This window comes from Phormidium tenue FACHB-1050 (assembly GCF_014696925.1).
Lineage (GTDB): Bacteria > Cyanobacteriota > Cyanobacteriia > Pseudanabaenales > Pseudanabaenaceae > Pseudanabaena.
In genome coordinates this window covers 282372-297158 of sequence record NZ_JACJQY010000001.1, presented here as the reverse complement: position 1 = coordinate 297158, position 14787 = coordinate 282372, and the positions used below count along the sequence as shown (strand labels likewise).

Sequence of the window (14787 nt, the reverse complement as noted above, 5' to 3'; positions counted from 1 at the left end):
CAAATTGGATTTTCACATGACACGAATTTGTATTCTTGGTGGTGGTTTTGGCGGTTTGTATACTGCGCTTAATCTATCTCGCTTACCTTGGGCGGTCATGCCTGAAATTATCCTGATCGATAAAAGCGATCGCTTCTTATTTACGCCATTTCTCTATGAGCTAGTCACAGGCGAAATGCAGGAATGGGAGGTTGCCCCAACATTTACCGAATTGCTTGCCGATACTGGTATTCAATTTGTGCAGGGTTTAGTTACTAGTATTGATCTTGAAACTAAACAAGTAGAAGTTAATATTGGTCAGCCTAGTGTTTTGAACTACGATCGCCTTGTATTAGCGATCGGTGGGGAAACCCCGATGAACCTTGTTGATGGAGCGGCGGAATATGCAATTCCATTCCGCAACCTCAATGACTTCTATCGCCTTAATAGCAAATTAGAACTATTAGAAGCATCCGATCGTGACAAAATCCGCGTCTGTATCGCAGGTGGTGGTAGCAGTGGCGTAGAACTCGCCTGTAAAATTGCCGATCGCCTTAAAGAGCGTGGTCGTGTTCGTCTCGTTGATCGCAACAACAAAATTTTAAGTAACTCCACAGACTCAAATCGTAAAATTGCGGAACTTGCCCTCTCGCAACGTGGTGTCTGGACTGATCTCAATACGCGGGTTTTACAGATAAATGATGGTGAAGTTACCCTCGACTACAGCGATGGAAGTGATACTTTACCCGTTGACATTGTGATGTGGACAGTGGGTAGCACCTTCTCGAAAATGCTTCAAAATCTACCGCTTGAGCATGGTCGTCAAGGCACGATCGCCACGGAGTCAACCTTACAAGTTAAGGACTATCCTGATGTATTTGCGATCGGTGACTTAGCAAGTTGTTTTGACTCGAATTCTAGTCTTGTCCCTGCTACTGCACAGGTAGCCTTCCAGCAGTCTCAATATTGTGCTTGGAATATTTGGGCAAGCCTGAATCAAAAAGCACTAGTTCCCTTTAGCTATATTCCCCTCGGAGAATTTATTAGTTTAGGGATTGATGGCGCAACTGCTTCCATTTTTGGCAAGTTTAGTATTGATGGATTACCCGCCCATGCGATGCGGCGACTCGCCTATTTATTGAGAATGCCCACTCTACAGCATCAATGGAAGATTGGCTCTTACTGGTTGACCAAACCTTTGATTGAGATGTTTAGAAAATCCGTAAATTAAGTTATTCTTCCCAAGAATAATAGTTTTTAATTGTAGGACAAAAGGAATCGTAGGGGCAATTCATGAATTGCCCCTACAACTAATACAACTAATATGAGTTTCAATTTATTTTTGTGTAAGTCCTAACTTGATTAATTAGCGATCGCCTACATAGAATAACCTATGAATGATTCTTCATCGAATTCCCCACAAGTCTCATCTTGGCTTGATCGTATTGGCAACTGGAATCCGCAACTATTGCGAGAAATTCGAGGAAAGCTGAAATTGCGTAATCTGATCGTGGCGATTGGCTTATCTTTACTGTTTCAGATCTTGTTGCTTTTGTTCTATAGCCAACGCATACCTAATGAAGAGTGTTATGCCCAAATCCGTGGTTTTGGCTGTGCTGCATCTTGGCAAGATTGGTGGCTAGAACAGTTTCGAGTGATTACTTGGACTGAGCCGTTTGTTCTATTTCTAGCAGGTGTTTATAGCCTCGTAGCTGACCTCTCATTAGAAGACTATAAAGGCACGCTTAACTTTATTCGCATTAGTCCGCGATCGAGCATCAATATTCTCATGGGCAAGATCATGGGCGTGCCATTACTTGCTTACATCAGCATCGGACTATCAATTCCCTACCACTTGACTGCGGCGATCGGTGCAAATGTACCGATCGCCTTTTTATGTAGCTTTTACATATTGATAGTCGGGACAGCATTTTTGTTATTTAGTGCTGCTCTGTTGCTTGCCCTACTAAGTGGTTGGCAAGCTAAATTTGGCGGACAAGTATCAGCAGGTGCTTTGTTATTTTCTTTTATTACCTTCATTTGGATTGCCCCGTCCTTTATGTGGTGGAATATCTTCACCACATGGAGTTCCTTTAGCAAAGTCTTAGTAGGTGGCAGGATCGACCCAATCCAAGCGGAATGGTGGTATTTGCCAATTACATCGAATATTTGGACTTCGCATATTTTTACAATTAGCAACTTAGCAATTTTGAGCTTTGCCATTTGGCGGATCTTAGAACGCCGCTTTCACAATCCCAACGCCACTTTAGTCAGTAAAGCTCAAAGCTATGTCGCCACTACCTATCTAGAGATCTTGATGCTTGGCTTTTGTGTGCAGACAGGCTTTGCAGACAAGAGTTTTTCTGGAGAATTTCAGTTCATTCTGTTACTGATTATTTACATTCCCAATTGTTTTTTGCTTTTTATCACAATTACCGCTTTAACCCCCCACAGACAATCTCTCTTAGATTGGGTAAGGTTTGGAGCTTTATCGACGACCGAGGAGCATCCGACTGGATTTGGCTATATTCTGCGCGATTTGATTTGGTCAGACAAAAGCCCAACTCCGATCGCGATCGCCCTCAATCTTGTATTTACGCAAGTCCCTATTTTAATTTGGGTCAACACTTGGAATGACTCAGCCCAACGAGATAAAGCCATAGTGGTATTAGCCTCTTTTACGCTCACCATGTTTTTGTTTGCCCTAATCGCCCAGTTGGTTTTGTTTTTGAAAACGCGCAACCCTTCAGCATGGATGACAGGGATCATTTCTGCGCTAATTTTTCTACCGATTTTGATTATGGCTAGTCTATCGATTAGTCCTGATCGCTATGCTGGATTGTGGCTGTTTTTTGGATATCCTTGGTTTGTTGTGTCAAATATCCAACTTTCCGATATTATTTTGGCATTCGCTGGACAAATTTCTGTAATAATTGCGCTGACATTACAACTCATTTATCAGCTACAACGCGCTAAAATGCGAGAGACTTAGTGACACATTAGTAGACGTTTGAACATAACATGGCACAGTCAACCACTGCTAAACAGTTCGCCACCCCAACGGGTACAGTCCCCGATGTGGAGCTACAGCGAGTATTTAAAATGTTCGGGACAAATACCGTTGTCCAAGGTGTCGATCTGCAAGTCCAGCGCGGTGAGCTTTTTAGCATTTTGGGTCCATCAGGTTGTGGCAAAACAACTTTACTAAGACTAGTTGCAGGCTTTGAGGAGCCATCAGCAGGTGAAGTGCTGATTCAAGGCAATCCGATGACCTATATTCCCGCCTATCAGCGACCTGTGAATACGGTTTTCCAAAGCTATGCGCTTTTTGGGCATATGACCATTTTTGATAATGTTGCGTTTGGATTGTCAGTTAAAGGTGTGCCTAAGCCAGAAATCCAGCAAAGGGCTAAGGATGCACTCAAACAAGTACGACTCGATCACATGAGCGATCGCTATCCTAGTCAAATATCAGGTGGTCAGCAACAACGGGTAGCCCTCGCACGCGCCCTTGTCAACCGTCCCAAAGTGATTTTGTTAGATGAGCCATTAGCTGCCCTAGATTTTAAACTCCGTAAAGAACTTCAAGTAGAACTGTCAAACTTGCAGTACGAGTTGGGTATTTCCTTTATTATGGTTACCCACGATCAAAGTGAGGCTTTGGCAATTTCCTCGCGAATTGCGGTTATGAACCAAGGTCGAATTGAGCAAATTGGTACACCATCAGAAGTTTACGATCGCCCTTCTTCAGCATTTGTCGCCGATTTTGTGGGCGAAACAAATTTGTTTGAATGTCGAGTGATCGAGCAGGATGGTGCATTTGTCGAGTTGCGATCATCCACAGGCTTAGCGATCGTAGCCGCAAAACCTAAGCATTGGCTCCCGATTCCCGAAGCAGTGGTCAGTGTGCGTCCCGAAAAAATCAAGCTTTCCACCGAATATCCTAATCAGCCTTACAATACCTATCGCGGTATTCTCAATAATGTCTTGTATCTCGGCGATCACTCTCAGTTTGTCGTGGATTTACATGCTAGCGAAAATGTGCCGCCCGTCAGAATCATGCTAGTACGTTCTAATCACCAAGGCGAAAAGACTCCTCCCTTTGATAGTCAGGTCTATGTCTCATGGATGCCTGAAGATTGTGTTGCTCTTCCCAAAACTACAGTCGCGACCTAAATTTCTATGCAAATCTCTCGGCGAAAATTTCTTAGACAAACAGCCTATGCTGCTTCGGCGATGGCTAGTGCTTCAACCCTTGCAGCCTGTGGCATTTTTGAGAAGGGACCGCAAGAAACTGAGGCTGGTGAACAGGATGTGGAGCGCCCAGTGACTCAGGACAAACGCACCCTCTATATCTATGGTTGGGCTACCTACATTAACAACCAAGAGGTTTTAGAGGAATTCACAAAGGAAACTGGGATTAAAGTTGTTGGTGATGCCTATGACTCTAATGAAGTTATGCTTGCCAAGCTGGAGGCTTCTGGTGGGCGATCGGGTTATAGCGTCATTTATCCTAGCGATTATATGGTGACGCAGATGCGGGATTTAAAGCTGCTCGCACCTTTGAATAAAAAGTTATTGCCCAATATCAAAAATATCGCACCCAATTATTTAGAACTGCCCCACGATCGCGGCTCAGTATTTAGTATTCCTGTAAGTTTGGGGACAACAGGGATTGCCTATAACGTCGAGGCGGTTAAGTCGGTGATAGGGGAGGAGCCGATGGACTGGAGTTATCTATGGGAACACAAAGAAAAACTACGAATTACCCTTGTTAATGATCCGCGTGAAGTGATCGGTATGGCTTTACATATTCTTGGTCATTCTTACAACACCAAAGAAACTGAAAAGATTGAGCAAGCTTTCCAAAAACTAAAAGAATTGATGCCTGCGATCGCCAACTTCACCACTGACGCATGGCGCGACCCCCTTGCTTCAGGCGATCTGATGATGTGCATGGCTTTTTCGGGTGATGCGATTAGCTTAGCAAGACAAGATCCAAATATTAAATATGTACTGCCCAATAACGGTACTTCAATCTGGACAGATACCATGGCTATCCCTAGAGGGGCTTCAAATATCGAAGGCGCTCATGAGTGGATCAATTATGTAATGCGTCCTGAAGTTGCCGCTAAAATTAGCGACGCGAACAGTTTTGGCACAACTAATAAATTGGCGAAAACAATGATTCCTGATGACCTGAAAGCGATTAAGGCTCTAGAACCATCAGATACAATTACCGCCAGAAGCGATCGCATTGCCAAGCTTGATCCTGAAGTGCTCCAAGTATATGAAGGTTTCTGGACACGCTTAACCACAGGTTTAGGATAAAAATTTTCGTTATGAGAGTTGCTCTCGACTCTGATGACTTTCAAAGATCTCGCCATCATTCCTGAAGACTATATGACATCATCACCTTCCACTAACCAAACCAGCAATATTTCCTTAAGTAATCATCCTTTTATCTGGGGCAATATCGCTTTACTTGCAGGTGTCCCTTGGTTATTGGCGCTAAGTATGGCTGGCTTAGCGGTGGGTGATCCTGTCTTTCCTGCGTGGTTTGAGATTTTTCTGCTAGGATTTCCTGCGATCGCCTTAGTGGCTTGGGTGCAGTGGCAACAGCCCATCTCTCCATTTAGTCTATGGTTTGTCGCCAAGCCAAGTGAGAGTCTAAGTGAGCCTGAGCGTCAGATCCTGTCGCTAGTTAAGCAACAGCGCAATGGTTGGTATGTAACGGGATGGATTGCGGCTGTAGTGGCGATCGCTATGAGTGCCATATTTTGCAAACTCTATCTAGCTGCACCATTAGCACAAGTCATTGCCCCATTTCCTGCTAGTTTGCGCTTGTTTGGGATTATTTGGGCGGAGATTTTCTTTTTATTGAGTAATATTTTGGCGCAAGCGGGAATATCTGCTTTGCGAATTAAGTTAACGGCTGATTCAGATCTCAATCGCTTACAGCCCTTTGCCATTGAGAAAATCAAAAATAGCTTTACAACTATTGGTTGGCGATCGCCCCAGTTGTTAAAGTTTTTTGAAGAAGATGAGATCGGCAAAGTCACAAATGATTTGACTCAAGGCAAGATTGCTGATGAGGTAGCTGATCAGTCTCCAGATGTACAAGAATCCCAAGATTCTCAAGAGCAAGAGACTGAAGAAACAGAGCCTAGCAATATTGTTTTAGAAGTCATATCTGAAGTAGATCCAGAAATTAATACTCTTGTTGAAAATGCCTCTGAGACAGAGGCGATCGCTTGCACTACAGAAGATGCGATCACAGAGCCTGTTGAAATTGCTTCGGCTTTTGAACCTACCGAGATAGTTCCAGAACCTCAGATAGAAACGATTTTAGAAGAAGAGATTGTACAAGAATCTGAAGTTGCTGATGCTAGCCCAGATGATCAGCTTGTTGAAGAAGTTGACGAATTAGAGATTAGTGCGAGCGCTGCCGAAGAATCTGTAATCGAATCAATTGCTGAGCCTGAAACTGAGCAGGTTGAGGTTGAAACGTTTTTAGATATTCCAGATGCGATCGTAGAGACTGAGATTGAGGAATCTGCAACCTCTGAAAATGCTCCTGTTTTGGAATTTGCTGATATTAGTTTAGATGATCAGCTTGTTGAAGAAGTTGACGAATTAGAGATTAGTGCGAGCGCTGCCGAAGAATCTGTAATCGAATCAATTGCTGAGCCTGAAACCGAACAGATTTTTGAAGAAGCTAAAATTGAGTCAGTTTTAAATCAAGAACTAGATCAAGAAATTACTCAAGAACCTGAAGAGTTAAATCCTTTTGCCTCCGATGATTTCATTGACGAAGCGGTTCCTGTTGAAACAGGCTTAGAGATTGCTGATGCTACATTTGAGTCCACAATTGAAGATCCTGAGATTGAGAACATTGTTGAAGAAACAGACGAATTAGTTGCCTTTGAAACTGATGAAGAGCCTGATCTGACATTTTTAGAAATTCCAGATTCTAGCTCAGAGGCAAACCGTGAAGAACCTGAACAGGTTGAGACTATTTTAGATCCTGCTGATACCTTTCTAGATGAAAAGCTTGGAGAGGATAACGAAGAATTAGAATCTCTTGAAACTGAGGAAGATTCGGACGTTGAGGTGGTTGATAATACAGCCGCCGCAAATGATAACAAAAGAGGGATAGACTTTTTAAAAAAGTTACGTAAAACGGGAGTTTCACCTAAAAAACTTGGTTTTGGTAAATCGATCAAGCGAGATGATCTTCCTGCAAGCATTCCAGAAGTTTTGGAGCCTGAGCCAGAGATTATTAATGAGCTTGATCAAGAGACTATTGAATTGAGTGCTGATTCCATAGAGCCAGAGTTGGAAATCTGTGACAGCGAAACTCAAGATTTTGATGATGAATTAGATGAGCTAATTGCTTTTAATGCTTATGTTGAGAATATTCTCAAAGAATACTTAGAAGATAATGACGAAGAATCTGAGGATGTTGACAATAATCTAGAAACTGTGCAGATTATTGAAGCAACATCAGAATTAGATTCAGAATTAGATATTGAAAGCAATGTTGAGCAGAGCCTAGTCAATAGCGAATCTTTAGATGAAGAAAATGCTGAACCAATTGATCCATCAATAGTTTTTGACCCCAACCAAGAAACGATCGCTCAAGAAAATGTAGAATCTTTTACCGAAAATCTACCAGCAATAGAAACTCAAGTTGGTGAGGAAAGTACTGATGAGATAGGAAGTAATGACCAAAAAATTCAAGATGCTAAGTACTTGGTTCAAGAGTTTCTAGTTGATAAGTTTTTCGCTAGATTAGAACAGTTGAATAACGCAGATAAAGTTAATTCAGAAAAAGAGCAACCTCAAGAAAGTCCTTTGGAAATTGATGAGTTTGCAGATCTGGAAGCGCTTTTAGATGGAACTCCCTTAAATGAGGATAACAATACTGAAGATTTAAGCGATCGCAATTCCTGACCACTGCACCTGTGGCGCTCTAGGCAGGGGATTGGGGTTGTTTAGAAAATAACGTCGATAGGAAAAGAAGATTTCCTCATGTTGCAAAGTGCAGTAAGGGGCGATCGCCACATTTTCTGTTGGCAATCCTAATTCTTGAAGCTGTTGTACTTGGACTTGACGTAAATCGAGCTTGACTCTTTCTGGATGCTCATCAGGTTGTACCCCCACAGCTTGACTAATTGTAGCCGTAACCTGTTGAGCCACATCTTGAGATACTTGATAGACCTGTCCCGAAATTGCGGGGCCAAGCGCTACTCGCAAATCTTTTAGCTCACTACCTTGATCGCATAATGTGGCGATCGCTTTGGTCACGATCCCCGCCGCAGTACCACGCCATCCCGCATGGACAGCTGCTATTGAGCCTAACTTGCGATCGCCAATCAATACAGGTACACAATCAGCAGTGCAGACCCATACTGACCGATTTATGCCATCGCGTGTAGCCCATACCCCATCGGCTTCAGGCAAGTTTGCATTTGGTGCAGTTTCGATTTCATCGGCATGTACTAAGCGATTACCATGTACTTGTTTCGCCCGATAGGCTTTGCCCGATGTCACCAAATGATTGTGCAAGTCAGTTGGTAATTTAGGAGCGTGCGATCGCGTAAAAAAACCATGTCGCCATTCAGCCAATAGATCACAAGTTAGTACGTTGTCTCGCCATTGCCATTGATTCGCATTCATTGATTTAGAGTCTTAAAAGTAACGATTCCGCAATAAACTTGATCCTAACTTAAAAACTGATGTTACGTGGAAGGAATTCTTGCGATGGCGTAAGTCTAGTGCTGGCACAGGGGCGCAGCCCCTACAAGATCTAAAATTTACAGGTAGGGGCAATCCCCCCGTGGTTGCCCTGTTATGCTAGCAGCAAGAGGTTCATCATCTGAGTTCCACGTAACATCAGTTAAAAAGAATGAAGAGTGAAAAAATCTTCTCCTCTTCATTCTTTAGCATGACTTACAGCACTTTGCGCTTCAACCCAAACGAAGAAACATTTTGAAAGACTTGCAAGGCAAGTCTTTCAAAATGTTTCTTGTGGCTCGCTTGATCGATAATTTCTGTAAGTTAAAGATGTAACTGCACAGTTCTACTATTAATAGGCTGAAGGGGACGCGCATCAACTTGATAGATTTTGGCAAATGTTTCGATCTGTTCTTCTGAAACAGTGATTGGCTCCACAAAAATGTTCCAGCTAACATCTTCACTACATGGCGGCGTGGTCAGCGATCCCGCGTAGCTGTAATAAGCTTTGTTGTTAGGTAAGAGATTAGCCACATTAATCAGGCGATCGCTAACCGTTTTAGTTGTGCCAACATCAGGAATCTGCTCCCAAATTTCGGCGATTAGAGGATTTGACTTACCTTCATTGAGCATAACTCCAACCACTGCAAGTTTTCCTGTCTCATTACGATGGACAAGATGCAGTTCCATAGCTGAAGCGCGATCGTTAATTTCATGTTCGCTGGGAGTATGGAAATGGAACTGAAGTAATGAGTATTTCTCGCCATTAATATTCACAGTACTACCCTGAGCATAGTTCACCTGAATAGTATGACCATTGTTGACGACACTCAAGGGAGAAGGGTGATAATCAAAACTGATTTTTGCTGGACTATCTTCTATTGCATTTTTGATATTAATCGGAGATTGATCTTTACCTAATTCACACATAGTAAAATCGTTGCTGAGTTTCCCCCATTGAGTAGGATTTGCAGCACCGCCATAGCTCCAATGGGGTGAGTCTGCGGCTAAAACAGGTTTTGTGAGTAGTGCTAATGTCACCAGAGCGATCGCTACTAGAGCCATTAACTTTTTGCCATAATTCCTATTAAGGGTATCCATAGACTTACGATCTCTTCTGTTAAATTTCTGGGTAATCATGTCAAGTGGTTGTGTGATGAGCGCGAAGCGCTCATCACACAACCACTTGGCAGCAATATTAACTTCTGAAAGTTAAAGTCAATATATAACAACCATTGAGATTTGCACCGAATTGTTACAACTTAGAGTGTTCTGCGAACGAGTAATACCAAAACACAAAATGGCTACGCCATTTTGTGTTTTTAAAACCCTTACTGGGTTTGGTTTTCAATTCACAAAAGTGTTGTCACACTTTCGTGAATTGGTATAAAACGCGAACAAAGAATTTTTGTAAATAAGGGGCGAGCAGTACAAGTGAGATATGAGCAGCGCTAAGCGCTGCTCATATTTATAAGTGTATTTAGTGTGATGCGGCGCGAAGCGCCGCATCACACTATTTGGGTTTTATGTCTTAACAAGAATGGCGACAGCTATAAAGTTGTTCATGACTTTTTGCAGCTTGCAGAGCAAAGCGCTATAAAATGAATTTAGTAGTTATTTAAAAATTCACAAAAAATTAATTTATGTCGCTAACGCCTGCTTTATTTGGTCAACTCGCACAAGCAATGGGCGTATTTGTATTAGTTTGCGCCTTAATTACAGGACTAGCTGTAGCTTTTAAGTGGAGTTGGCGCTATCGAATGGTAGGAGCAACTTTGTTTTCAGTCGTCTTGGTTGTGGGGCTTTTTTCTCTGAGTTTTGAGCCAATTACCCGCTCATCTATTGAAGGAGCTGTTCCATTTAAGCTGGTCTACGATCGCTTTGGTCCCCAAGCCACGATCGCCGTTGCACCCACAATCACACCTGAACAGCTTGAGTCAACTTTAAAACAAGCTAGTAGTAACTTATTTTCTTCGGGGCGCAATGGTCAAGGTGAGTCACAACTAACTATTTACGCCAGAACCGTTGTTCATGTGCGTGAAGGAGTATCCAAGCCATTATATTTAGGACGTGTCAAGCGATCGTTAAGTTTACGGAATGATCCAAATATTGAATTAGATATATTTACCGATAAATTCGCAGAATTACCCAAAGATACAACTTCATAAAAAAGTAGAGAGATTACTAAGTATCTATCTGCTTTTTAGAGCATCTACTACTTTTTTAAGAAAGATATATAGCAGTCCTATCATTTGTGGATTTTTTCGGTTTGTGGAATGACACCCCGATGGAGTGTCATTCCACAAACCATTTAGAATTGCTATAGCACTTTTCAAGCAAGTGAGATGCAAAGGTTTACTTCCCCGCCGAAGGTGGGGAAACAAACCTGTACTTTACTAGACTGATAAACGCTATATGGTTTAATATCAATTCACGAAAGTGTAGTTACACTTTCGTGAATTGAAAACCAAACCCAGTAAGGGTTATAAAAACACAAAATAGCTTAGCCATTTTGTGTTTTGGTATAATTTAAGAATTATCCATGCAAGGCTTCTTCTAAAACTATGCGAGACATTTTCTCTGAAACATTATCAGCCTTGTTAAATTGTGTAAATCGTGTAAGCGAATCTGAGTTATTAACTAAAGAGCAGCAAGATGATTTGCAAAACATTAAGTCTCTTAGTGCAACTTTAGCCCTCTGCTTTAACAACTTAGATATAGAGACAAGTAGCCTGAGACAAAAAATCAAAGAGCTTAATCAATCTATACTAAGCATAGAATTGAATAATGAATATGAAGATGAGGGCTATACTTTATTAGCCTTGATTTTTGCGCGTTTAAGACATGCAATAAATCTTGATGAGTTGCTTGATTCTGTTGTTTTAGAAACATATCAATTGTTACAAAGCGATCAAGTTATTGTTTATCAACTAACCGAGCAATTAGAAGATATTCAACCAATTCAATACGAAGTTGTTAGTAATTCTCGTTACTCACTTCAGGGGCAAGCGCTCCCATCCATCTATACCGATTCCCAATGGCTCGAAACTTTTCAAAAATGTATTAGTCACGTTATTCACAATATTAACGATGAGGCTGTTGATCCTAAATTTTCAACATCACTAGCTCCGTTAGGCATCCATTCCGCAATTGCAATTGCTATTCCTAAAGGCAATAAACTATGGGGATTGTTAATAATTCATCAATATAATAATCCACGCAATTGGCATAACTGGGAGATAGAAATACTTGAAAAACTAGGAACTCAGCTAGCAATTTCTATTCATCAAATCCAATTACTTACCAAGTCTAATGAAGTTAGACTTGAGAGGGATCAAATAATTGCTAAGTTACACCATAACCAGCTTCATGACTCATTAACAGGTTTGCCAAATCGCAACTCATTTATGGAGTCCCTAGATTTAGCATTTGCAAAATTGCAAACTGATGCTAGTCGTAACTTTGCTGTTCTGTCTATAGATTGCGATCGCTTCAAATCAATTAATGATGATTTTGGTGTTGCCATTGGCAATAAGCTATTACAAGAAATTAGTAAACGCATAATTGCATATCGTAGTGCCAATATAACTATTGCCAAAATTGACAGCGATGAGTTTGCGCTTTTAGTTGAAAATATTGATAGAGACAATCTTGGTGGTGAAAGTTTTGCGATTGAATTAGCTGAGCAAATTTCCGAAAGTATTAAACAGCCATTTCTGATTGATGACAATCAATTTTTTATCTCTGCTAGCACTGGTATAGCTATTAGCGATGCTGATTATATCTATGCCAATGAAATTTTGCGAGATGCTCATATTGCTATGCATCATGCCCGTGGTCTTGGTCGAGGTAAGCAAGCCTTATTTAGAAATAATATGAATCAAGGGGCGAAAATACGCTGGCAGTTAGAATCGGATCTACGTCAAGCGATTGTCCATGAAGAGTTTTATTTAACCTATCAGCCAATAGTTTCATTACATCAACATAAGTTAACAGGATTTGAAGTTTTACTGCGTTGGATGCATCCATTACAAGGGCTGATTTCCCCACAGGAATTTTTACCAATTGCTGAAGAAACGGGGGAGATTATTCAGATTGGGTATTGGGTTTTTGAAACAGCTTGTAAGCAGTTATATCAATGGCAGCAAGCATTTCCTGATATTCTATCTCTCACCCTAGGAATTAATGTTTCCACAATCCAAGTTGTCCAGCCAGATTTTGTAGAACGCATTCAAGAAATAATTTTAGCTAATCAAGTTTTACCTAGCTTAATTAAACTAGAAATCACTGAAACAATTTTGATGGATAATATAGAAATCTCTTCTCAAAAACTTGAACAACTTCGAGAAATTGGAGTTCAAGTGTATATTGATGATTTTGGTACTGGTTATTCTTCTTTTAGCTATTTACAAAATTTGCCCATCGACGTTTTAAAAATAGATCGGAGCTTTACGAGTAAAGTCTCTACTGACGTTAAAAGCCAAAGAATTATTCAGTCAATTTTACGCTTGGCAAACAACCTTGGTATGGGAATTATCGTTGAGGGTGTAGAAACAGCTCAAGAGTTAGATTATTTTGAGGGGCTAGGTGGCAGTAGTATCGAGGTACAAGGCTTCTTTATTTCGCATCCTTTAGATAGTGAAAGGGCTACTCAATGGATTCAATCAAATATCTAATACCAAGTTAAGAAATAGCTACGCCATTTTTTAACTTTAAACCCTTACTAGGTTTGTTTTTTAATCCACAAAAGTGTCGTCACACTTTTGTGGATTTGTGTAATTTATAACAATGCAAGTTTTGCTTCAATCCAAAAGAGTAACGGCAGCGCTTAGCGCTACCGTTACTCTTTTAAAACGATTCACAAAAAAGAAGGTATGCGTTGCATACCTTCTTTTTTACAACTCCCCAGGCGGGATTCGAACCTGCGACCGATCGGTTAACAGCCGATTGCTCTACCACTGAGCTACTGAGGAAAGTAGCGGTTTTGCTGCGTCAATGACTTCAGCGTTAATAACTATAGCGTATAAGTGTGCCAATCGTGCAACCTTTTTCAAAAGTTTTTTAATTATCTAGTGAAAATGTCTAGCAGACTGGCTTTTATCCCAAAACAAGTTTTGCTTAGGACATAAAACCCAAGAATCGAGTGGCGGCGCGAAGCGCCGCCACTCGATTCTTGGGTTTTGGTTTGTACTAGCTAACTCTGTTTTTGCTATAAAATCCTTACTGGGTTTGGTTTTTAATTCACAAAAGTATTGCCACACTTTCGTGAATTGGTATTATCCCAAAAACAAGAAGTGAGGGGCGGCACTTTGCGCCGCCCCTCACTTCTTGTTTTTGGGGTTTTTAGTGTTGTGTAATCGGTTAGCTTTATGCTTTTATCTACATTACAAAGTGAAGCATGGGATTGAATATGACAAGATCTGCCTCTTTTACTGTTGGCTTAGTTTTATTGGTTACAAGCGCTTGTACGCCATCTACCATAAATAGCGAAAATCCTAACCAAACTAAACCAATAACAAACTCAAATACATGGCAAGACTATACCTCTGAGGCTGGAAAGTTTAGCGTGCAGATGCCGAACAAGCCAGAAGAGAGAGCTGAGGAGAGAAAAACTGAAATTGCCACAGTGAAGATGAATATGGCAGTTTCTGAGTTTAAGGATTCAGCTTACTTTGCTAGCTATGCTGATTTCCCTGAAAAATTTCCTGACGATGAAATTCAGCCGCGATTGGATGAAGCGATGAAAGGGATTGTGGGTGGATTGAAGGGTAAAGTGACAACTTCAAAGGAGTCTAAGCTGGGTAAAGCTTCATGCCGTGATTTTGAAGCTAGTGGGAAAATACAGGCTATTGAGGCTTTATTTAAAGGTCGCATTTGTCTTAGTGACAATCGTCGTTTCTATCAAATGTTTGTATTAGCTCCTGCAACTAAATTTTCAAATGCTGATGTTGATCGCTTTCTCGGTTCATTTAAAATTAACGAGTAATAACAAAACACAAAATGGCTTAGCCATTTTGTGTTTTTAAAACCCTTACTGGATTTGATTTTCAATTCACAAAAGTGTTGCAA

10 protein-coding genes and 1 tRNA gene are annotated in these 14787 nt (G+C 41.1%); 8 read left to right on the top strand and 3 right to left on the bottom strand.

The annotated features are described in order from the left end of the window. The first annotated feature begins 16 nt into the window (after window positions 1-16). The 5 genes from H6G05_RS01435 (at window position 17) to H6G05_RS01415 (ending at window position 7935) form a co-directional block, all read left to right on the top strand. Window positions 17-1210: an NAD(P)/FAD-dependent oxidoreductase gene (locus H6G05_RS01435; RefSeq protein ID WP_190575643.1), complete on the top strand. Its 1194-nt coding sequence runs from the start codon at window positions 17-19 to the stop codon at window positions 1208-1210. A 162-nt stretch (window positions 1211-1372) separates the two neighbouring features. Beyond that, complete coding sequence (locus H6G05_RS01430; RefSeq protein ID WP_190575641.1) at window positions 1373-2971, top strand: hypothetical protein; 1599 nt, start codon at window positions 1373-1375, stop codon at window positions 2969-2971. A gap of 29 nt (window positions 2972-3000) precedes the next feature. Next, window positions 3001-4155, top strand: coding sequence for an ABC transporter ATP-binding protein (locus H6G05_RS01425; RefSeq protein ID WP_190575639.1), 1155 nt, complete (start codon window positions 3001-3003; stop codon window positions 4153-4155). Window positions 4156-4161: 6 nt separating this feature from the next. Further along, window positions 4162-5310, top strand: coding sequence for an ABC transporter substrate-binding protein (locus H6G05_RS01420; protein WP_190575637.1), 1149 nt, complete (start codon window positions 4162-4164; stop codon window positions 5308-5310). Window positions 5311-5343: 33 nt separating this feature from the next. Continuing rightward, window positions 5344-7935 carry a low-complexity tail membrane protein gene (locus tag H6G05_RS01415; RefSeq protein ID WP_190575635.1) on the top strand — a complete coding sequence of 864 codons (2592 nt, stop codon included), beginning with the start codon at window positions 5344-5346 and terminating at the stop codon, window positions 7933-7935. Here H6G05_RS01415 and pgeF read toward each other — a convergent pair. Next, a complete protein-coding gene (gene pgeF / locus H6G05_RS01410; RefSeq protein ID WP_190575633.1) occupies window positions 7915-8661 on the bottom strand; it encodes a peptidoglycan editing factor PgeF in 747 nt (248 codons plus the stop codon). The genes H6G05_RS01415 and pgeF overlap by 21 nt on opposite strands. Before the next feature lie 381 nt (window positions 8662-9042). Next, window positions 9043-9819, bottom strand: coding sequence for a carbonic anhydrase (locus tag H6G05_RS01405; RefSeq protein ID WP_190575631.1), 777 nt, complete (start codon window positions 9817-9819; stop codon window positions 9043-9045). Between the two features lie 542 nt (window positions 9820-10361). Here H6G05_RS01405 and H6G05_RS01400 point away from each other — a divergent pair. Together H6G05_RS01400 and H6G05_RS01395 are read left to right on the top strand one after the other, a co-directional pair. After that, window positions 10362-10886 carry a Ycf51 family protein gene (locus H6G05_RS01400; protein WP_190575629.1) on the top strand — a complete coding sequence of 175 codons (525 nt, stop codon included), beginning with the start codon at window positions 10362-10364 and terminating at the stop codon, window positions 10884-10886. 396 nt (window positions 10887-11282) lie between these two features. Next, window positions 11283-13394 carry a putative bifunctional diguanylate cyclase/phosphodiesterase gene (locus H6G05_RS01395; RefSeq protein ID WP_190575627.1) on the top strand — a complete coding sequence of 704 codons (2112 nt, stop codon included), beginning with the start codon at window positions 11283-11285 and terminating at the stop codon, window positions 13392-13394. A gap of 225 nt (window positions 13395-13619) precedes the next feature. Here H6G05_RS01395 and H6G05_RS01390 read toward each other — a convergent pair. Then, window positions 13620-13691, bottom strand: a tRNA-Asn gene (locus tag H6G05_RS01390). A 437-nt stretch (window positions 13692-14128) separates the two neighbouring features. On the opposite strand from H6G05_RS01390, the gene H6G05_RS01385 reads away from it, so the two are divergent. Then, window positions 14129-14704, top strand: a complete 576-nt coding sequence (locus tag H6G05_RS01385) for a hypothetical protein (protein WP_190575625.1) — start codon at window positions 14129-14131, stop codon at window positions 14702-14704. The last annotated feature ends 83 nt before the right edge of the window (window positions 14705-14787 follow it).